The 18,649-nt window shown below is 68.7% G+C and carries 19 protein-coding genes; 12 read left to right on the top strand and 7 right to left on the bottom strand.

Going from position 1 to position 18,649, the window contains the following annotated elements; all coding sequences use genetic code 11:
* The 6 genes from BCD48_RS10445 to BCD48_RS53365 form a co-directional block, all read right to left on the bottom strand.
* Window positions 1-603, bottom strand: a 603-nt coding sequence (locus BCD48_RS10445; protein WP_274536510.1) for an aldehyde dehydrogenase family protein, incomplete at its 3' end; no start/stop codon positions are given.
* Window positions 604-911: 308 nt separating this feature from the next.
* A complete protein-coding gene (locus tag BCD48_RS10440) occupies window positions 912-1,622 on the bottom strand; it encodes a GntR family transcriptional regulator (RefSeq protein WP_071048146.1) in 711 nt (236 codons plus the stop codon).
* Complete coding sequence (locus tag BCD48_RS10435) at window positions 1,619-2,059, bottom strand: VOC family protein (RefSeq protein WP_071048145.1); 441 nt, start codon at window positions 2,057-2,059, stop codon at window positions 1,619-1,621. The genes BCD48_RS10440 and BCD48_RS10435 overlap by 4 nt, the downstream gene beginning before the upstream one ends.
* Before the next feature lie 151 nt (window positions 2,060-2,210).
* Window positions 2,211-3,434, bottom strand: coding sequence for an amidohydrolase family protein (locus BCD48_RS10430; RefSeq protein ID WP_071048153.1), 1,224 nt, complete (start codon window positions 3,432-3,434; stop codon window positions 2,211-2,213).
* Window positions 3,435-3,556: 122 nt separating this feature from the next.
* On the bottom strand, window positions 3,557-4,777 hold the full coding sequence (locus BCD48_RS10425) for a CaiB/BaiF CoA transferase family protein (RefSeq protein ID WP_071048144.1): 1,221 nt from the start codon (window positions 4,775-4,777) through the stop codon (window positions 3,557-3,559).
* 176 nt (window positions 4,778-4,953) lie between these two features.
* Entirely contained in the window at window positions 4,954-5,208 is a 255-nt protein-coding gene (locus BCD48_RS53365) for a hypothetical protein (protein ID WP_241841641.1), read from the bottom strand.
* On the opposite strand from BCD48_RS53365, the gene BCD48_RS10420 reads away from it, so the two are divergent.
* The 12 genes from BCD48_RS10420 to BCD48_RS56485 all read left to right on the top strand — a co-directional run bounded on the left by BCD48_RS10420 (window position 5,110) and on the right by BCD48_RS56485 (window position 16,615).
* Window positions 5,110-5,913: a TauD/TfdA dioxygenase family protein gene (locus tag BCD48_RS10420; RefSeq protein WP_241841640.1), complete on the top strand. Its 804-nt coding sequence runs from the start codon at window positions 5,110-5,112 to the stop codon at window positions 5,911-5,913. The genes BCD48_RS53365 and BCD48_RS10420 overlap by 99 nt on opposite strands.
* Before the next feature lie 44 nt (window positions 5,914-5,957).
* The gene (locus tag BCD48_RS10415) at window positions 5,958-6,956 is read left to right on the top strand and encodes a thiamine pyrophosphate-dependent dehydrogenase E1 component subunit alpha (protein WP_071048142.1); all 999 of its coding nucleotides are present in this window, start codon (window positions 5,958-5,960) and stop codon (window positions 6,954-6,956) included.
* 109 nt (window positions 6,957-7,065) lie between these two features.
* The gene (locus tag BCD48_RS10410; protein WP_198543194.1) at window positions 7,066-8,061 is read left to right on the top strand and encodes an alpha-ketoacid dehydrogenase subunit beta; all 996 of its coding nucleotides are present in this window, start codon (window positions 7,066-7,068) and stop codon (window positions 8,059-8,061) included.
* Window positions 8,054-8,296: a lipoyl domain-containing protein gene (locus BCD48_RS10405; protein ID WP_071048141.1), complete on the top strand. Its 243-nt coding sequence runs from the start codon at window positions 8,054-8,056 to the stop codon at window positions 8,294-8,296. Before BCD48_RS10410 ends, BCD48_RS10405 begins: the two co-directional genes overlap by 8 nt.
* Window positions 8,297-8,344: 48 nt before the next feature.
* Window positions 8,345-9,688 carry an aromatic ring-hydroxylating oxygenase subunit alpha gene (locus BCD48_RS10400; protein WP_071048151.1) on the top strand — a complete coding sequence of 448 codons (1,344 nt, stop codon included), beginning with the start codon at window positions 8,345-8,347 and terminating at the stop codon, window positions 9,686-9,688.
* A 43-nt stretch (window positions 9,689-9,731) separates the two neighbouring features.
* Window positions 9,732-11,414, top strand: a complete 1,683-nt coding sequence (locus BCD48_RS10395) for an FAD-dependent oxidoreductase (RefSeq protein ID WP_071048140.1) — start codon at window positions 9,732-9,734, stop codon at window positions 11,412-11,414.
* Between the two features lie 70 nt (window positions 11,415-11,484).
* A complete protein-coding gene (locus BCD48_RS10390) occupies window positions 11,485-11,859 on the top strand; it encodes a 2Fe-2S iron-sulfur cluster-binding protein (RefSeq protein WP_083418437.1) in 375 nt (124 codons plus the stop codon).
* A gap of 190 nt (window positions 11,860-12,049) precedes the next feature.
* Entirely contained in the window at window positions 12,050-12,949 is a 900-nt protein-coding gene (locus BCD48_RS10385; RefSeq protein ID WP_071048139.1) for a beta-keto acid cleavage family enzyme, read from the top strand.
* A gap of 2 nt (window positions 12,950-12,951) precedes the next feature.
* The gene (locus BCD48_RS10380; protein WP_071048138.1) at window positions 12,952-13,686 is read left to right on the top strand and encodes an SDR family NAD(P)-dependent oxidoreductase; all 735 of its coding nucleotides are present in this window, start codon (window positions 12,952-12,954) and stop codon (window positions 13,684-13,686) included.
* 124 nt (window positions 13,687-13,810) lie between these two features.
* A complete protein-coding gene (locus BCD48_RS10375; protein WP_071048137.1) occupies window positions 13,811-14,707 on the top strand; it encodes a carboxymuconolactone decarboxylase family protein in 897 nt (298 codons plus the stop codon).
* Between the two features lie 40 nt (window positions 14,708-14,747).
* Window positions 14,748-15,980 (top strand): cytochrome P450, encoded by a 1,233-nt coding sequence (locus tag BCD48_RS10370; RefSeq protein ID WP_071048136.1) that lies wholly within the window; start codon window positions 14,748-14,750, stop codon window positions 15,978-15,980.
* 467 nt (window positions 15,981-16,447) lie between these two features.
* A complete protein-coding gene (locus tag BCD48_RS56485) occupies window positions 16,448-16,615 on the top strand; it encodes a hypothetical protein (protein ID WP_157910467.1) in 168 nt (55 codons plus the stop codon).
* Between the two features lie 406 nt (window positions 16,616-17,021).
* Here BCD48_RS56485 and BCD48_RS10365 read toward each other — a convergent pair whose 3' ends face one another.
* On the bottom strand, window positions 17,022-18,311 hold the full coding sequence (locus BCD48_RS10365; RefSeq protein WP_071048135.1) for an ABC transporter substrate-binding protein: 1,290 nt from the start codon (window positions 18,309-18,311) through the stop codon (window positions 17,022-17,024).
* Window positions 18,312-18,649: the final 338 nt, after the last annotated feature.

The following is an 18,649-nucleotide window of genomic DNA, read 5'->3' as shown; positions in this document are numbered from 1 at the left end:
CTTCTTGATCTCGTCGCCGCAGATGGACGCGACCGACTGGCCGGCGGGCTCGCTCCCGGTGACCGCGGCCCCGGCGACCCGGGGGTCGCGTAGCACTCCCTCGACCTGGCGGGCGCCGATCAGCAGGGTCTGGAAGGCGCCGGGCGGGAAGCCGGCTCTGGTGAACAGGTCCTCCAGGTAGAGGGCGCACTGCGGCACGTTGGAGGCGTGCTTGAGCAGGCCGACGTTGCCGGCCATGAGCGCGGGTGCGGCGAACCGGGTGACCTGCCACAGCGGGAAGTTCCATGGCATCACGGCGAGCACGACGCCGATCGGCTGGTAGCGGGCGTATGCCCGGCTGGCGCCGATGGCGGACGGGTCGTCGAGTGGCTCGTCGGCGAGGAACGCCTCGGCGTGCTCGGCGTAGAAGCGCATGCCCTTGGCGCACTTGGCGGCCTCGGCCTCGGCGGAGGTGAGCGTCTTGCCCATCTCGGTCGTCATCGTCACGGCGATGTCGCGGCGTTCGGCGTCGAGCAGGTCCGCCGCGGCGCGCAGCAGGCGGGCGCGCTCGGCGAAGGTCGTGCGCCGGTAGCTCGCGAACAATGAGCGAACGCTCGCTACCAACGTAGGGTGAGCCTGCCCGGCCTTCTCGGTTCTCCGGGGAAGCGAGCGAGATCTCTCTAAATAATTCTCACTTGTGCGTAGGTGAGTGTCATCAAGGGTTCCTGATCACGGTACGAGCCCGTCGGCGACAAACCCCGCGTGATCGGATGACGGATGCGGTCCCACGGCATCACAACCGGGGGCTGCGGAGCAGCGTGACTCGCTCGCGGGCAGCATGACCGGATGGATGCTCGGGCGTCGACGCCGCGAGGTACCGCTCTGTCCTGTTGACGTGGCGGAGCGGCCGGCGCATAGGGCGCCCGTGCTTGCTAGACGGACTTGGTGGCGGGTTCGAACCGTGTGTCGACGACCCGCCGCCAGCCCTGGGATGCGTATGCCGCGTCGACGTTGGCCGCCGCTGCCGTTGCTGCCCGAGCGGGGTCGCCGTCGGCGACGGCATCGACGATCTCGCGAAGGATGTTTGCCCTTAGGGTCCGTGTCTCGCGCGGAGCACGCTTGATGAGCTCGATCGAGGTCGCCCACTCGATCTTGAAGCGCACTACGTGCATGAGCGCGACCAGCGTGCTGTTCCCGGACGCGATGGCCAGTTGCTCGAAGAACTGCCCTTTCAGGGTGCGCATGTCCTCGTACCGCTGGTCCCGTCTCGCCCAGATGCCGTTGTCGAGGAGCCTGCGCAGCTCCGCGAGCTGGTCGGGTGTGCGCCGTGTCGCCGCCTGCGCCGCGGCGAGCGGTTCGAGGACCGCCCGTACGTCGAGGAGGTCGTGGGCGGCGTCGGCGTCGAGGGCGGCGACGAAGGTGCCGCCGTAGCGTTCGGATCGGACGAATCCCTCGGACGCGAGCGCCCGCAGCGCCTCCCGCATCGGGATGCGCGACACGCCGAGCTCGGCGGCGAGCCGTTCCTCCCAGAGGCGTTCACCGGGCGCGAGTTCGCCGCGGGTGATCCGCTCGCGGATCGCCTCGACAAGCTCGCTCAAGCTGCGCCGGGGCAGCGGCCCGTTCGTCGGTGCCGGCTCGGTCACTGTCCGGGTACCGTCACACCGGGGCGCGGTTCCAGCAGCTCGAACCGCAGCCCGGCGTGTACGTGGTAGGTGAACGTCCTGGGGATCTCCCCGCCGTCGCCGACACCGGCGATCTCGATGGGGCATGGCCCGGCGATCCGGCTGCTGTCCTCGCCGAGGTCGCCCGCGTAGTAGGCGAGGTGGTGCAGCAGCATCCGGTCGTCGCCGAGTGCCCACGGTGTGTCGGGAATCGTCTGGATCACCTCTAGGCGTGGGTACTGCGTCGTCACCGCGATCTTAAGCTGGATGTCCCGGGTGCCGTGTTCGGCGTCGTGCATCGCCAGGGTTCGATCGAATACTCCCATCCACTCCACGCCGAGGTTGCCCGAGAGGGCCTCCATCGCGGTCTCGAGGTCTGCCACGACGATGCCGACGTGGTCGAGGTTCGGGTTGATCATATCTGTCGCACCTTCACGTGTGGGCGGCGTCAGCAGTGGCCGCCGCGGCCGTCGCCGAACGCTGCGAGCGTTCGGCGACGGCCGCGGAATCTGGGACTACCTCGGGCTTCGGGGAGTGGGCGGCGTCCCACCGGCGGGACGCCCGGGGCTCTTAGGCCGTCTTCACTGCCGCGTTCGCGGTGAAGTCGGCGAGGGAGGTGAGGGTGCGCTCCCGCGGGCCGTAGGAGACGATCGAGATGTCGTGGCCGGCGGCCTCGGCGCGCAGGGCGCCGACGGTGCTGTTCTCCCGGGGGCGGATCCCGAAGGGGTCGAACGAGAACAGCCGCATGGCGTTGAGATGGCTGATCTTGTTGATCTGGTCGGCGCTCAGGCCGTGGATGGCCTGTTCCATGACCTCGGGCGATTCGGGCCAGGTGCTGTCGGAGTGGGGGTAGTCGCACTCCCAGGTCACCAGGTCCTCGTTCAGCTTGTCGAGGTTGGCGGCGCCGAAGTCGTCGACGACGAAGCACGTGATGAGGTGCTCCTTGAAGATCTCGCTGGGTAGGTGGCCGCCGAGGTTCGGCCGGGTCCAGGCCTTGTGGCGCTTGTAGACGTAGTCGGCGCGCTCGAGGAAGTAGGGGATCCAGCCGATGCCGCCCTCGGCCAGCGCGATCTTCAGGGTGGGGAACTTCTGGAAGATCGGCGACCAGACGAGGTCGGCGGCGGTGGGGTAGAGCTTGATGGCTGAGCAGGTGATCTCGACGTTCATCGGGGCGTCGGGCGCGGTGACGATGCCGGTGGTGCCCGAGCCGATGTGCATGGTCACGACGGTCTCGGTCTCGGCGCAGGCGGCCCAGAACGGGTCCCAGTGCTCGCTGTGCAGGGACGGGTAGCCCAGCGCGTGCGGGTTCATCGAGAACGACACGCAGTGGGAGCCTTTGGCCGCGGTGCGGCGGATCTCGTCGGCCATCAGCTGCGTGTCCCAGATGGGCGGGATGGTGCAGGGGATGAACCGGTCGGGGTAGGACCCGCACCAGGCCTCGATGTGCCAGTCGTTGTAGGCGCGCACGACCGCCAACGCCAGCTCCGGGTCCTGGTCGGCGCGGGTGGCGAAGAACTGGCCGCAGAACCGGGCCATCGACGGGAAGTTCAGCGAGGCCAGCACGCCGTTCGCGCTCATGTCCTTCACGCGCTCGTGGACGTCCCAGCAGGCCCGGCGCATCTCGTCGAAGCGCTGGGGTTCCAGTCCGTACTCCTCCGGCGGGCGGCCGGCGACGGCGTTGAGCCCGGAGTTGCGGGCCTCGCCCTCGCCGAACACCCACTTGTCGCTGATGGCGTCGGAGACGACGCGGGGAGCCCGGTCGGCGTACTTGGCGGGGATGAAGTCCTTGAACATGTCGGCCGGCTCGATGACGTGGTCGTCGACGCTGACGAGAATCAGGTCGTCCTTGCGGACCGCGGGTTCGAGAACGAGGCTGTCCGACGTTGGGGTCCTGTGTTCCACGACGGGAACTCCTCTCAGATGATGGCGCCTTGGTCTTTGAGGGCCGCGAGGTCGTCCCACGAGTAGCCGTACTCCAAGAGAACCTCCTCGGTGTGCTGTCCGTGCTCGGGTGCCCGCCGCAACGCGGTGAGCGCGTGGCCGTCGAACTGTGCCGGCGAGGCGATGGTCGACAGCGGCGGGCCGGGCTCCTCGCCCGGCAGGAGGTATCCGTTGGCGAGGACCTGCGGGTCGCGCACGACCTCGGCCGGGGTCTGCAGCGCGTCCCACACCCCGTCGAACGTGGCCAGCGCGTCGCGCCACTCGTCGAGGGTGCGTACCGCGAACACCTCGTCGAGAAGATCGACGAGCTCGACGTTGTTGGCCATGCGGGCGTGGAAGTCCACGAAGCGTGGGTCGTCGATCAGCTCGGGCCGGCCGATGTGCTCGCAGAAGCTTCGCCAGTACGGGTCTGGCTGGATGACGACGAGGTGCAGCCAGCGGCCGTCCTTGCAGCGGTAGGGGTTCGACAGCGGGTTGCGCGGCGCCCGGCGGTCCTGGCCGCGCATCAGCGAGCCCTCCGGCCCGGCGTTCGCCTCCATCATCAGGATGGTGGCGTTCATCCACAGCCCGCCGGCGAGCAGCGAGACGTCGATCTCCGAGGGCGTGCCCGTGCGTTCCCGCTTGAACAGCGCGGCGGCGACCGCGCCCGCGCCCGAGAGCCCGCCGACGCAGTCGCCGATGCCGCCGGGCGGTCCAGTCGGAGCCGGCGCGTCCGGGGCCGTGAGGAACTGGGCGATGCCGGTGCGTGCCCATGCGGCCGCCGCGTCGAAGCCGGGGGTCTCGGCGTCCGGGCCGCGGGTCCCGTAGCCGCTGGCCCGGATATAGATGATCGAGGGGTTGGCCGCGCGGATGTCGTCGGCCTCGATGCGAAGCCGGAAGCGCGAGCTGGGCTGCAGGCTGGTGACGAACACGTCCGCGTCCGCGACGAGGCGTAGCAGCGCCTCGTGGCCCGCGGTGGTGGACAGGTCGAGGGCCACGCTGCGCTTACCTCGGTTGGCGAGTTCGATGGTCGGGCTCACCGCGCTGGTGCGGAAGAACCCGCGGTAAGGGTCACCGCCGCCGGTCGTCGGCTCGATCTTGATGACGTCGGCGCCCCAGTCCCCGAGGACCGCGCCGCACGTCGGCGCGAACAGCCACGCCGCCACCTCCACCACCTTGACGCCCGCTAACAGGTCGTAGCTGAGCTGATCCGGCACGAGTCATCCTCCCGGTCCTCGATGTCGCCCCAGCAGCGACTTCTGCGCATGACTTGTATACAACAGGCGGCGCGGTGGTTGTATGCACCGCCCTATGGTTGTATACATCGGTAGTTGAAACTCGGCCACCTGTTCACGCTGACCCGCTCCGCCCGACAGCCCGACGACGACCCCGCTCAGGTGCTCGAGACGGCGGCTCTGGCCGGCGCGCGGGTGACCCCGCCGCCCGCGCGGCGGTGCGTCACCGCTTGGGCGATGGCGCGGGTCGGCACATCTCCAAGGCCAGGGAGGCAGACGAAATGCCAACAACAACGGCGCTTGACATACAGCCAGTGACATCGGCGGTCGGTGCGGTCATCGGCGGAGTCGATCTCCGTGAGCCGCTCGGCCCTGACGTTGTGCGTGCGCTGCGCCAGGCGCTCCTCGAGCACGGTGTGATCTTTTTTCACGGCCAGGAGCTGACCCGGGACCAGATGCACGCGTTCGTGACGAACTTCGGCACGCCGATCCCGGAGCCGTTCTCCTCCGGCGGCAAATCCGAGGTGGTGAGTGAGAACGATCTCCTGGGTGCCCGGCGGGCGACGTCGGTGTGGCACTCGGACACGACGTACGTCACCGAGCCGCCGAGCCTGACGGCGCTGCGGGCGGTCAGCCTGCCGCCGGTCGGTGGGGACACCTGCTGGGGCAGTATGTACGCGGCCTACGACGCCCTCTCAGCGCCGCTGCGGGGCATGCTCGACGGCCTGACCGCGGTGCATTCGGTGTTCCCGGTGATCGAGCGTATGGGCCAGTCCGGCACGGAGCATGCCAACCACTCCGCGTCGTCTCACGGCCTGGAGCACGTTCATCCGGTGATCCGGGTGCATCCCGAGACCGGGCGTAAGGCCCTGTTCGTCAGCGAGGGGTGGACCACCCGCATCGTCGAGCTGACGCCGGCCGAGAGCGCCCACCTGCTCGCGCTGCTGTTCGAGCACGTGAAGTCGCCGGACTTCACCATGCGGCACCGGTGGGCGCCGAACGATGTGGCGATGTGGGACAACCGCGCCGTCCAGCACTACGCGGTGCCCGACTACGGCAGCACCCGGGTGATGCAGCGCGTCGTCCTCGCGGGCGACCGGCCCTACGGCCCCAGCTGAGCCGCCCTTGTGGCCGATTCGGATTCGGAAAGGAAGGATCAGATGTGACGACGGACCTGACCGTCGATGTGTCACCCGAGGTCCAGCGCCGGCTCTACGAGCTGATGACGCTGATGAAGGCGGCTGACGATCGGTTAAGCAAGGGGATCGCGTCGGGCGAGTTGGTCTGCGTGTACTGGCCGTCGCGCGGACAGGAGGCGATCGCCGCGGCGGCGGGTGTGTGCCTTCGTGAGGACGACCGGCTGGTCACGACTTACCGGGGGCTGCACGACCTCATCGGCAAGGGCGTGCCGCTGGTGGAGATCTATGGCGAGATGCTGGGCCGGCAGGTGGGGGCCGCCCGGGGCAAGGGCGGGACGATGCACATCGCTCGCCCGGAGTCCGGCGTCATGCTCTCGACCGGGATCGTGGGATCGGGGCCGCCGGTCGCGGTCGGGCTGGCCATGGCCGCCCGGCGCTTGGGTCTCGACCGGGTGACCGTCGCGAGTTTCGGCGACGGGGCCACGAACACCGGCTCGTTCCACGAGGCGGCGAACATGGCCGCGTTGTGGGACCTGCCGGTGGTGCTGGTGTGTCAGAACAACCAGTACGGCGAGATGACGCCGACCGAGCACACCATGAAGATTGCCCACGTCGCCGACCGGGCGGCCGGGTACGGGATGCCCGGCGTCCGCGTCGACGGCAACGACCCCATAGCTCTCGTCGTGGCGCTGACGGACGCGGTCGAGCGGGCCAGGAGCGGCGGCGGCCCGACGCTGCTGGAGTGCGTGACGTTCCGGCTGCGCGGCCACTACTTCGGCGACCCCATGGCCTACATGCCCGAAGGGCAACTGGCCGCCGCTTCGGCGGCCGATCCTGTCCCGCGCTTCCGGGCCCGTCTGCTGGAGGCCGGGAACTTTGGCGAGCTCGATCTCGACGAGATCGAGCGGGCGTCGGCCGCGGCTGTGGAGGAGGCGCTCGCGACGGTGCTGGCGGCGCCGGCGACGGCGCTCGACGAGCTGGACCGCGACGTGTACGCCGACCCGCGCAACTGCCCAGCATAGGGCCGACGCGGCCCCTACCTGCTTTGTGTACCCACCTGCTCGGCGTACCGGCACCTGCTCCGTGTACCGGTACCTGTTCCGTGTAGAGGCGGACGTGGACGAACAACGAATGACAATGACCCAGGCGCTGAACCTGGCGTTGGATCAGGCGCTGGCTCATGACGAGCGCGTCTTTCTCCTGGGCGAGGACATCGCCGATCCAGGCGCCTCCGGGCCGACCGCCAAGCTTTCCACCAAGTACGGCGTCGACCGGGTGCTGGACACGCCGATCTCCGAGGCGGCGATCGTGGGCGCCGCGATTGGCGCGGCGATGGAGGGGTTCCGCCCGGTCGCCGAAATCATGATCATGGACTTTATCGGTATCGCCGCCGACCAGATCGTCAATCACGCGGCGAAGCTGCGATTCATGACCGGGGGCCGGACAACCGCGCCCATCACGGTCAGGGTGCAGGTCTACGGCGGCCTGGGCACCGGCGCGACCCACTCCCAGTCGCTGGAAGCCTGGTTCATGCACGTCCCCGGACTGAAGGTGATCGTTCCCTCGACACCACGCGACGGCAAGGGCCTGCTCACGTCGGCGATCTTCGACGACGACCCGTGCATCTTCGTGGAGACGATCCGGCTGCGGGGGCAGCGCGGGCTGGTCCCGACCGACCCCGCCTTCGCGATCCCGCTCGGCCAGGCTGACGTGAAGCGACCGGGTACCGACGTCACACTGATCAGCTACGGCCGCGCGGTGCTCGACGCGCTTGGCGCGGCCGCGACCCTCGAGCAGGAGGGAATCAGCGCCGAGGTACTCGACCTGCGCACCCTGGTCCCGCTTGACGTGGAGGCGATCGTCGAGTCCGTGCGCCGCACGAGGCGGGCCGTCGTCGTACACGACGCGGTGCGGTTCGCTGGGCCCGGAGCGGAGATCGCTTCCATTCTGCACAGCGAGCTTTTCGGCGTGCTGGAGGCACCGGTAGAGCGGCTGGGTGCCCGGTTCGTCCCGAATCCAGGGCCGTCGGCGCTCGAATCACAGGTGTACCCGAGCGCAGACCGTGTCATCGCGGCCGTCCAGCGCACGCTGGCGCCGGCAACTGTCAGGGCAGGGGCTCATGGCTGAATTCGAGATCCGTATTCCGCGGATGTCCGTCGCCATCTCGGAGGCGGAGCTCCTCGACCTGCTCGTGGAGGAAGGAGCGCAGGTCAGCGAAGGTGATCCGCTCTTCCTGGTCGCGACGGACAAGGTCGAGTCCGAGATCGCCGCCGGCGCGTCCGGCACCGTCCACTGGAGCGGCGAGATCGAGACGGTCTACGACATCGGGGCCGTGATCGGAGTGATCCGCACAGCGGACTGACGCCGTCCGGAACCGACGCGAAGACCGCATGGAAGAAGGCTGATGCCGATGTCCGTCACCGACGAGCGCCGAAAGGCCGCTGCTCGTCCTGTGCCGTTCGGGATGCGTGACCGGTTGCGCGTGCCGAAGGAGCGTTACTACGACCGGGAGTTCTTCGAGCTCGAAAAGGAGCATCTCTGGCCGCGGGTCTGGCAGATGGCCTGCCGGCTGGAGGAGATTCCTCGCCCGGGGGACTTCGTCGAGTACGAGATCTGTGACCAGTCGGTCCTGGTAGTGCGCCAGCCGGACGGGTCGGTGAAGGCGTTCCACAACGCGTGCCGTCATCGGGCGACCCAGCTGTGCAAGGGTTCCGGGCGGCTGCCCGGGGGGCAGATCGTGTGCCCGTTCCACGGCTGGCGCTGGAACCTCGACGGCACCAGCTCCTTCGTGTACGGCGCCGACGGATTCGCGCCCGAGTGCCTGCGGCCGGACGACATCCGCCTTCGGGAGTGCCAGGTCGACACCTGGGGCGCCTGTGCCTGGATCAACCTGGACCCGGACGCCCGCCCGTTGCGGGAGGCCCTCGCGCCGGCGGCGGACGTGCTGGACACGGTCGGCGTCGAGAACATGCGGGTGTGGTGGTGGAAGGAGACCATCCTCAACGCGAACTGGAAGACCGCTCAGGAGGCGTTCCACGAGGGCTACCACGTGATGGCCACCCATCCGCAGCTCACCTCCGGCCTCGGCGAGGACTACCCGTACGCGAACACCGAGTACACCGCGTTCGAGAACGGCCACGGCCGGTTCCAGGGCCGGTTCGACCCGTCCGCGGGTGGGGTCTCCCAGGGCCGCCCCGCGCAGGCGTTCCTCGACCGGTCCCGGACCTTGTGGGAAGGCCAGGACGCGATGACGCTCGAGCGCGACCTGCACGTCTTCCGGGGCATGCGCAACCGGGTCCCGCCCAGCGAGGACTTCCCCACCGCGGCGATCAAGGCGTTGTCCGACTACGCGCAGGGTGCCGGGATTCCGTTCCACCCGACGCCGGAGGGCATGCGGCTGTGGGGCGGTGAGGTGTTCCTGTTCCCGAACTTCATGGTGCTTCCCCAGTTCGGTAACGCCCTGTCCTATCGGATCCGCCCCCACAACGACGACCCCGAGTGGTGCCGCTTCGAGGTGTGGTCGCTGACCATGTATCCCGAAGGCGACGAGCCTGGTCGGGCGAAGCTGAAGGGGCGGTTCGCCCCCGACGACCACGAGAACTGGGGCCTGATCCCGCGCCAGGACTTCTCCAACATCGAGCGCATGCAACGCGGCCTCCACTCGCGCAGCTACGAGCAGCACCGGCTCGCCACCGAGATGGAGCAGATCATCAGCAACATGCACGCCGAGCTCGACCGGTACCTCGCCGGCTGAAGGCATCCCAATGACACAAGACCGCTTATCAGAGGGGGCGACCGTGTCGGAATCGGAGTACACCACCGACGTCGTCGTGGTGGGGTCGGGCGGCGGCCTGTGCGGCGCGCTCACCGCGGCGACCAGCGGCTTGGAAACCCTGGTCATCGAGAAACTGCCGATGATCGGGGGTGCGACCGCCATGTCGGGCGGCATCCTGTGGCTGCCGAACAACCCGCTCATGCAGGCCGAAGGCGTTCAGGACTCCCTGGAGGAGGCCCTCGAGTACTTCGACGCCGTGGTCGGAGACGTCGGCCCGGCGTCCTCGCCGCAGCGCCGGCTGGCCTATCTCACCGAGGGCTCGAACATGGTCCGCTTCCTGCAGGAGCGAGGGCTGCGGTTCGAGCGCTGCGAGGGTTACAGCGACTATCACGAGGGCCAGCCCGGCATCCGCGGCGGAAAGGCGCGTGGGCGGTCCATCGAGCCCGTGGTCACCGATGGCAGGACGCTCGGGGACTGGTTCGCCAAGCTCATGCCGGGCATGACGATCGCGCTCGGGATCGTGGTGAAGACCCGCGAGGCCTCCATCCTGCAGGCCGTCAAGCGGCGGCCGAGGTCGATGGCCGCGGCGGTCCGCGTCGGGGCCCGCACGGCCGCCGGCAGGGTGCGGCGCCAGAAGCGGCTCGCCAACGGCGGGGCGCTGGTCGCCCAGACCCTCAAGGCGGTCCTCGACGCAGGCGTGACGGTCTGGACCGGTACCCCGCTGGTCGACCTGATCGTCGAGGATGGCCGGGTCGTCGGTGTCGTCGCCACCCGCGACGGCGAGACGGTGCGGATCCGCGCCCGCCACGCCGTGCTGCTGGCCTCGGGCGGGTTCGCCCGCAACCCGGAGATGCGCAAGCGGTACGGAAAGCAGCCCAACGACGGGTCCTGGACCATCGCGAACCCGGGCGACACCGGCGAGGCGATCGAGGTCGCCATGAAGCTGGGCGCCGCCGTCGACCTCATGGACGAGGCCTGGTGGCTGCCGGCCTCGGTGCAGCCGAACGGCCGGCCGAGCATGCACAACAGCGAGCGGAGCGAACCCGGCTCGATTGTCGTCGACAAGGCCGGCAAGCGGTACTTCAACGAGGCCGACTCCTACATGGCTGCCGGCCGGGCGATGTACGCGCACAACACCGACGGCGGCTCCATCCCGAGCTGGCTCGTCATCGACTCCCGCCACCGCGCCCGCTACCTGTTCGCGTTCAGGACCAACACTCCCGACGAGTGGCTCACCAGCGGCTACATGAAGAAGGCCGACACTCTGGAGGAGCTCGCCAGGGCCTGCGGCATCGACCCCGCCGGGCTGGTCGAGACGGTGGCGCGGTTCAACAGCTTCGCCGTGCAGGGCACCGACCCGGACTTCCACCGCGGTGAGGGCGGGCACGAGCGTTACCAGGGCGACTATGGCAACAAGCCGAACGCGTCGCTTGGCCCGGTCGCCAAGCCGCCGTTCTACGCCGTCGAGCTCTACCCCGGCGACGTCGGCACCAGCGGCGGCCTCCTGTCCGACGAGTACGCCCGCGTGCTCGACACCAACGGCCAGCCCATCCCCGGCCTGTACGCCGCGGGCAACTGCACCGCGTCAGTGATGGGCCGCAGCTACCCCGGCGCGGGTGCGAGCATCGGCGCGAGCTTCGTGTTCTCCTACATCGGGATGAAGCACGCCGCGCGCGTCGCCGCCGAACAAACCGTCGCCACGTGACCGGCTGGCCCCCCAAACCCGTCCCTCCTGCTCCTCCGCCGCGCCCGATGCCTGCCCCGCGGGTGGCCTCATGACGGTGGAGCAGGCCGGACGGCGGGGGCCGGTGGTCCACGTCGACCCCGTCGACGCCGAGCTCGAACTCGAACCGGACGAGACGATCATCGAAGCCGCCTGGCGGCTCGGCTACCACTGGCCCACGACCTGCCACGGCCAGGCGACCTGCACGGTCTGCCACGTCGAGGTGCTCAGCGGCGCCGAGCACCTGGTGCCGCCTGACGACGAGGAGCGGGACGCGCTCGAGACCCGGCTGCCCGGCGCGCAGCGCCGTGACCTCACCAGAATCCGGCTGGCCTGCCGGGCGCGGGCGACCGGCGACGCCGTCGTACGCAAGAAAGGCGTACGACCCACCCAGACGGTGCCCATCCCTCCAACGGGCCCGCTCTGAAACTGGCCCGGTGACGTCGGCGACGTCGGGGTCCTCTGCTGAATCCGTTGGCTTCTCTGAACCGGACGATGAGCAGGCTGGGGGTCGAGCTGCTGTGGGTGAGCACCTCGCATTCGCCGTTCCTGAGCCAAGGCTGGCCGGCCGTCCGCCGGCTGAAATCGCACTGTAGTACCGCGAACTCGAGGTGCACATGGCAAAGCAGAAGCTCATTATCGAGGTCCGGGTCAACGAGGGGGCGATGAGACAGAACAGCCCACATGTCCCCTACAGCCCGGAGGAGATCGCGGGCCAGGCGGTCGACTGCTGGCGACAGGGCGCGTCGGTGGTGCATTACCACGCCCGGGACCCCGAGACCGGTGCGCCGTCCTCGGACGTGGAGCTCTACGCGGACGTGGTGCGCCGGATCAGGCGGGAGAGCGATCTCATCACCTTCCCGACGCTGGGCGCGAGCATGCTGCCGACCGCGCAGGAGCGGCTGGCACACATCGTCGAGATGGCGAAGGACCCGGCAACACGGCCCGACTGCATCCCGGTCGACATGCTGACGACGAACCTCGACTGGTACGACTCGGAGCGCAAGGCGTTCAACAGTGTTGACCGGGTCTACCTGAACACGACGCAGATGCTCACGTACCTCTGCGAGACGACGGCCGCCATCGGGGTGCGGCCGGTGTCGATGATCTGGGACGTTTCCGGAGTGCGGCTCTCCGAGGCGTTCCTCGAGATGGGGCTCTATAAGGATCCGCTGTTCTGCGAGGTCACGCTGTTCGGCGACAGGTTCGTCAGCTTCGGGCACCCGGCGACGATCAGAGGTCTACACGCGCTGCTTGACTTCTTCCCGAAGCAGGCGGACTGGCAGTGGCTCACGAGCGTGATCGGCGGCAACCCGTTCCCGGCGCTCGCGGGCGCGATCGAGGCCGGCGGCCACGTCGCCATCGGCGTCGCCGATCACCCATTCAAGGAGCTCGGCTACCCCACCAATGCCGAGCTCGTCGCCCGCGTGGTCGAGCTGGCTCGCAGCATGGGCCGGGAGGTCGCCACCGCGGCCGAGGCCCGCGAGATGCTCGGCCTGACCGGAGGTGAGGGCTAGCCATGGGCATCCTCGACGGCAAGGTAGCCGTGATCACCGGCGCGGGGTCGGGGATCGGGAAGGCCTCAGCGAAGGTCTTCGTGCGCGAGGGCGCCAGGATGGTGGCCGCCGACATCAGCGGCGCCGAAAAGGACACCGCGGCCGAGGTCGGCCAGGCCGTGCTTCCCGTCCACTGCGACGTATCGAACGACACCGACGTGGCCGCGCTGTTCGCTGCCACGCTCAAGGAGTTCGGCCGGGTCGATGCCGTGATCAACGTGGCCGGCACGCACGGCACCCGGCACCCGGACGTGCTGAGCGTCGACGAGTTCGACAGGATGACCGCGGTGAACCTGCGTGGCGTCCTGTCGGTCATGCAGCACGCGCTTCCCCTGATGCTCGCGGGCGGCGGCGGGGCGTTCGTCAACGTCTCCTCGGTCTCCGCGATCAACGTCCAGAACCGGACGTCTTTCATGTACGCCGCCGCCAAGTCCGGTGTCCACGCGCTGACCAAGTCCGTCGCCGTCGAGTACGGCCCGCGAGGCATCCGCGCAAACGCCATCGCGCCCGGCTTCACCTTCACCGACATCATGCCCGAACGTCTCCTGGCCGAGATGGGCCCGAAAGCCGCCCTCAACCGGGCCGGCAGACCGGAGGAACTCGCCGAGGTCGCGGCCTTCCTCGCCTCCGATCGAGCCTCGTTCGTAACTGGCGTCGTGATCCCTGTCGATGGCGGCTGGACAGCAAGGCTCGCCTGACACAGCCGCGTCCGGGTGATCGGAAACGAGAAAGACGATGGCGCGAAGACCCATCGTCGAGGCCCGGACCGGCGGCCGGAAAGACGAATTCACGCACGGTTCTCGCCGAGGAGGGAACGCTCACATGATGACTCAGGCAGAGCGGGAGATGGCATACGAACGGGTCCGAGAGCAGCTCGGCCTCGACATGATGGGCACGGGGCAGGATGCCGCGCCGTTGCCGCCGCGGCTCGGGCGTGAACCGCGGCGCGGGTCGGCGTTACCGATCGAGTCCGAGGTCTACGCCGCCGTCAAGCTGTACGAGTACGGCGAGATCTGGGGCCGTCCCGGGCTGGACCTGCGGACGCGGTGCTTTATCAGCATCGCCGCCGTGGCCGCCATGGGCCACGAGGACCAGCTGTACCGCCAGATCAACAGCGCCCTGAACGTCGGGATGACGCCCGAGGAGGTCCACGAGGCGTTGATCCAGGTCAGCGTCTACGGCGGCATCTCCGCATGGGAGCAGGGGGTCGGTGTCGCCAACGAGGTGTTCGTCGCCCGCGGCATCCTTTCGCCCGGCGACGGTGTCACCGTCGAGCTGAAGGCCCCGATGGACCACGACGACCGCAAGGCCGCCGCCGGGCGAATGATGGCCGCGGTAGGCGCCGGCCGCCTTGGACTGACGCCTGATGCGCCCCCGCTCGAGGCATTGCCGGGGGCGGTGGGGATGCGGACCGACACCACGGCCATCAGCCAGGAGCTCGCGTGGATCGGCGGCCACTACGGCTACGGCGAGGTGTGGGGACGGCCCGGACTGGAGCTGCGGACGAGGAGCTTCCTCACCATGGCGATCCTCCAGGTGATGCACGAGAACGACCAGCTGCAGTTCCACGTGAACAACGCGCTGAACCTCGGGATCACGCAGGACGAGGTGCAGGAGGCGCTCGTCCAGGCGGGCCTCTACGGCGGCACCTCCGGCTGGAACCTCGCCGCGAACGTCGCTCGGTACGTCTTCCAGCAACGCAGGCTCGCGGGCCAGTAGTCATCCCCGACGGCAACACGTTCGACGAACGCGAGGTGACATGGACACAACGACATCGGATCCCGGCCCGATTGACGACGAGTGGGTGGAGCGGCATTTCGACCACCTGTCCCCGGCGCTCGCCCGTGAGTTACACCCCACGCTTGCCCGGGCCCGGTCGCTGTGCCCGGTCGCGCACAGCGACCAGTATGGTGGTTTCTGGGTCGCCACCCAGTACGAGGATGTGCTGCGCATCGCCCAGGACTGGCAGACGTTCAGCTCGGAGCTCGGCATCACCGTGCCGCACGTCGCCGCGCCGATGAAGAGCCTCCCGGTCGGGATCGACCCGCCGCTGCAGCGCACGTTCCGCCGCGTGATCAACCCCTATTTCCGGCCCTCGGTGGTCAGCGAGTGGGAGCAGCGGACCCGTGAGCTGGTGAACGGGCTCATCGACGGCTTCATCGCCGCCGGCGAGTGTGACTTCATGACGGAGTTCGCCCGGCCGCTTCCGGGGCTGGCGTTCTTCGACCTGGCGCTGCACGCGCCCACCGAGGACCTCGAGGAGGTCAACCACTACGCGACCATGGCGTCGCTGCCCCACCTGCCGGAGTCGAGGGAGTGCCTGGGCAAACTGTCCGCCTGGATCGGCAGGTTCATCGCCCGGCGGCGCGGGCAGCCGGCCCGCGGCGACGTGGTGGACGCCGTGATCAACGCCGAGATCGAGGGGCGGCCGATCACCGAGGAGGAGGCCATCGGGACCATCCAACTGCTGATCCTCGGCGGTCTCGAGACAACGGCCGGCGTGCTCGGGATGGCGATGCTCCGGTTCTGCAAGCATCCCGAGATCCCGGCATTGCTCCGCGCCCGGCCAGAGCTGATCCCGACAGCCGTCGAGGAGCTGCTGCGCCTCGACGGCTCGTTCATCTGCATCGCCCGCACCGCCAGGCACGACACTGAGCTGGCCGGCCACCAGATCAAGGCGGGCGAACGGGTCCTGCTCTACTGGGCCTCGGCCAACCGCGACGAGGCCGAATTCGACGACCCTGACGACTTCGACCTCGACCGCGCGCGAAACCGCCACATCGCCTTCGGCGCCGGGCCACACCGCTGCGCCGGCTCCAACCTTGCCCGTATGAACCTGCGCATCGCTCTGGACGAGATCGTCCGACGGCTCCACGACATCAGGCTACGGACGGGAACAGATATCGACTTCCACTCGACCTTCAACCGCGCGCCGCTGTCCGTGCCGATTTCTTTCACTCCCGGTGCTCCAGCACACGTCTCGTCCCCCTGAACTCACAGGTGCGCTGGTGAGGTCACGTCCGCTGAGCTGCCCGGGACCCGGCGGCTCAGCGGACGTTGGCGACGAGAAAGGCAGGGCGAGCGGTTCGCCCGGCCGGTGACCAGCGCCGTCTCGCATCGGCGACCTGGCGCCGTCCCCTGACGGCGACGCCCTGCGGCGGTCGACATCGACGCGACCCACGCCACGGTCGCTGGCGGCGCGTATGACATGCGTTTCGACGAGTTCGGCGGCAGGTCCGTCTGGCCAGGCGCAGAGAGGAGGCCGACCTATGGGGTTCGTCGGGGAACGGATGGCGAGGATCGAGGACCACCGGCTGTTGACGGGCCAGGGAAGGTTCGTCGACGCCGTGACGTGACCGCGCATGTTCCACGCCGTGTTCGCGAACTCGTCGCTGGTGAGGCGGTGTCTTTGGCCCGACGCTTCCCACGACGGGTGACCTGGCCTGGCATGGGATCCGGGTGGTGATCATCGCGCCTGGAGTCGTTGAGACGCCCCTGCTTGCCACCGTCTCTGAAGAGTACCGTGTGAGGCTGGCCGAGCTGGTATTGTTCCCGGCCTGGCTCGGGAACGCAGACGAGCGCGCCTGGCTCGTCTGCATTGCCGTCGAGCACGTCTACTTTGTGTGAGGGCCACTCCGAGGTCCAACGGTATCGTCGGCAACCGCCATCCGAGGCCCTCATGGAAGTCGTACCGCGTCCATATCTGCGGCTCGGGCACTCCCGCCGGAACATCTGCCCCGGCCCGCCGCAGCCCGGCGGGTGGTCGGGATGGAGGCGACCGGGTTCCTACCGGAAGCCGATCTTCTGGCCGCTCAGTGCTCCTCATATGAAGACGGCGCTGGTCCGCAAGACCAACGTGATGGCTGCGGAGTAGATCTGTCGACTGGTCGAGCACGGCCTAGTGCGGTCCAGTTTTCGTCCCGCCCGAGCCGATCCGCCAACTGCCCGACCTCACCCGCCACCGCACCGAGATCGTGCGAGGCAGCATCCGCTTCCGCCCCACCCAGACGATCATCGGCATGCAAGCCTCCGGTTAAGACTGTTGGTTGAGGGCGGCCATCTGCTGCGGGGTGATGACGTCTCCGCAGGTGGCCGCGGTGCTGGTCGGCTGGAACCTCGATCCGTCCGGGCTGACCTTGACGATGTAGTAGCAGGTGGAGGTCTGGCGGTAGTTGGTGGACAGGTCGATGTGGGTGTCGGGGGTCATGCCGGCGCCGTTGTAGTTCTTGACGGCGCGTAGGTCGGTGATGAAGGACTCTCTGGTCGGGCATTGTCCGGCGGCCTGCAGGCCGCGGATGAACAGGTCGGCCGAGATCCATCCGTTCACCGCCATGTCCTGGGTTGCCGGCTGGATCTCGGGGGCGTAGTCGCTCATCGCCTGCTTGAACTTCCGCTGCCCGGCGGTATCGAGCTCGAAAGGCTGGATGCCGGTGAAGATCGACGCGCCGGCGAGCGCGGGGCCGTACTTGGCGAGGCTGCTGTTGTCGTAGCCCAGGGGCAGCAGAACGACCTTGAGGGTACCGCCTAGGGTTACGCCAAGCTTGGTGAGTTCGGGGAGCAACTGCGCGACCGCGTCCGGTATTAGCACGCCCGTGAGGGCGTCGATGTTGTTTTCCTTGATCTGTTGCGCGACGGCCTGGAAGTTTGTGATCTGGCTGGTGTAGAACGTTTTGACGATCTTGACGTTGCTGGCTTTCAGACTCGCGACGACCTGCTGGGTGAAGTCCCCGTTGGTGGCGTTCCCGTCGAGGGCGAAGACGGCCGCACGGGTCCCGCCCTGCTCGTGGACGTACTCGCCCCAGGTGGTGCTGGAGCCATCCCCGAGGTAGAACCACGAGAACATGTTGTTCATCCCCAGCCAGACCCTGTCGCTGGCGACGCCCGTGACCGGGATGTTGCGCTCCTGTAGGAGCTCGGCAGAGCCCTTGCCGCCGCCGGGCGCGTAGATGAGCCCGAACACTTTCTCCTGGTCCAGGAGTTCCTGGACCATGCTCATGTTGAGCGTCGGGTCGGCTTGGTCGTCCCGCCAGGCATAGGTGACCTTGCGCCCGTAGACGCCGCCTTCCTGCTCGTTGAGGACGTGGAGACGGGCGTCCACGCCGGCCCGGAAGGCGCGCAATGCGGGCGCCACCGGGCCGGTGTCACTCCAGACCATGCCGGCCTTGACCTCGGTGGGCGTGACGCCGGGCACCGTCGTCGAGCACGCCCCGCCGGCGCTGGTGTCTCCCTGTCCGCCGCAGGCGGCGAGGGATGCGGCCAAGCTGCTGGTGCTGACCGCGAGCGCTGCCGCTCTCAGTAATCGCTTGCTGGTTGGCGACGTCATGCCACGGCTCCTTTGGCGTCATCGTGACGGCGCCTGCCCGGCTGGGTGAGCGTCCATCGCGCGGGGAGGGCCGCATGCCGACGCGGCGTCGTCCCGTGCCGAAGATGGCGAGTACGGCCGGACGGTGCGTCGTCCTGGATGCGGCTGGTTCTTCCTGCTGACCCCGGTGTATACAACACTAGCCAGCTCTCGTATACACCGGGGTCGTTCTGGGTCGCGGCACACGGACTCGCGTAGACCCACGATCAGGGCGGCAGGCCAAGCGGCGGTGGACGCCACTACGGCGCCGGACGCACCGTCGGTGACGTCGCGGGCAGGCGCAGTCATCCGCGGCGGCG

Origin of the sequence: Pseudofrankia coriaricola, assembly GCF_001854805.1 — a bacterium.
Taxonomy (GTDB): Bacteria; Actinomycetota; Actinomycetes; order Frankiales; family Frankiaceae; genus Pseudofrankia.
The sequence above is the reverse complement of the archived record's forward strand: the minus strand, read 5'-3'. Positions and strand labels throughout refer to the sequence as shown.

Excerpts from the sequence above, each read along its gene's own strand:
- BCD48_RS10390 (WP_083418437.1), top strand. The coding sequence starts at position 11,485 with ATGACGGTGGAGCAGGCCGGACGGCGGGGGCCGGTGGTCCACGTCGAC.
- BCD48_RS10365 (WP_071048135.1), bottom strand. The coding sequence starts at position 18,311 with ATGACGTCGCCAACCAGCAAGCGATTACTGAGAGCGGCAGCGCTCGCG.
- BCD48_RS10430 (WP_071048153.1), bottom strand. The coding sequence starts at position 3,434 with ATGTTCAAGGACTTCATCCCCGCCAAGTACGCCGACCGGGCTCCCCGC.
- BCD48_RS10405 (WP_071048141.1), top strand. The coding sequence starts at position 8,054 with ATGGCTGAATTCGAGATCCGTATTCCGCGGATGTCCGTCGCCATCTCG.
- BCD48_RS10380 (WP_071048138.1), top strand. The coding sequence starts at position 12,952 with ATGGGCATCCTCGACGGCAAGGTAGCCGTGATCACCGGCGCGGGGTCG.
- BCD48_RS10400 (WP_071048151.1), top strand. The coding sequence starts at position 8,345 with ATGTCCGTCACCGACGAGCGCCGAAAGGCCGCTGCTCGTCCTGTGCCG.
- BCD48_RS10410 (WP_198543194.1), top strand. The coding sequence starts at position 7,066 with ATGACAATGACCCAGGCGCTGAACCTGGCGTTGGATCAGGCGCTGGCT.
- BCD48_RS10435 (WP_071048145.1), bottom strand. The coding sequence starts at position 2,059 with ATGATCAACCCGAACCTCGACCACGTCGGCATCGTCGTGGCAGACCTC.
- BCD48_RS10385 (WP_071048139.1), top strand. The coding sequence starts at position 12,050 with ATGGCAAAGCAGAAGCTCATTATCGAGGTCCGGGTCAACGAGGGGGCG.
- BCD48_RS10375 (WP_071048137.1), top strand. The coding sequence starts at position 13,811 with ATGATGACTCAGGCAGAGCGGGAGATGGCATACGAACGGGTCCGAGAG.
- BCD48_RS10370 (WP_071048136.1), top strand. The coding sequence starts at position 14,748 with ATGGACACAACGACATCGGATCCCGGCCCGATTGACGACGAGTGGGTG.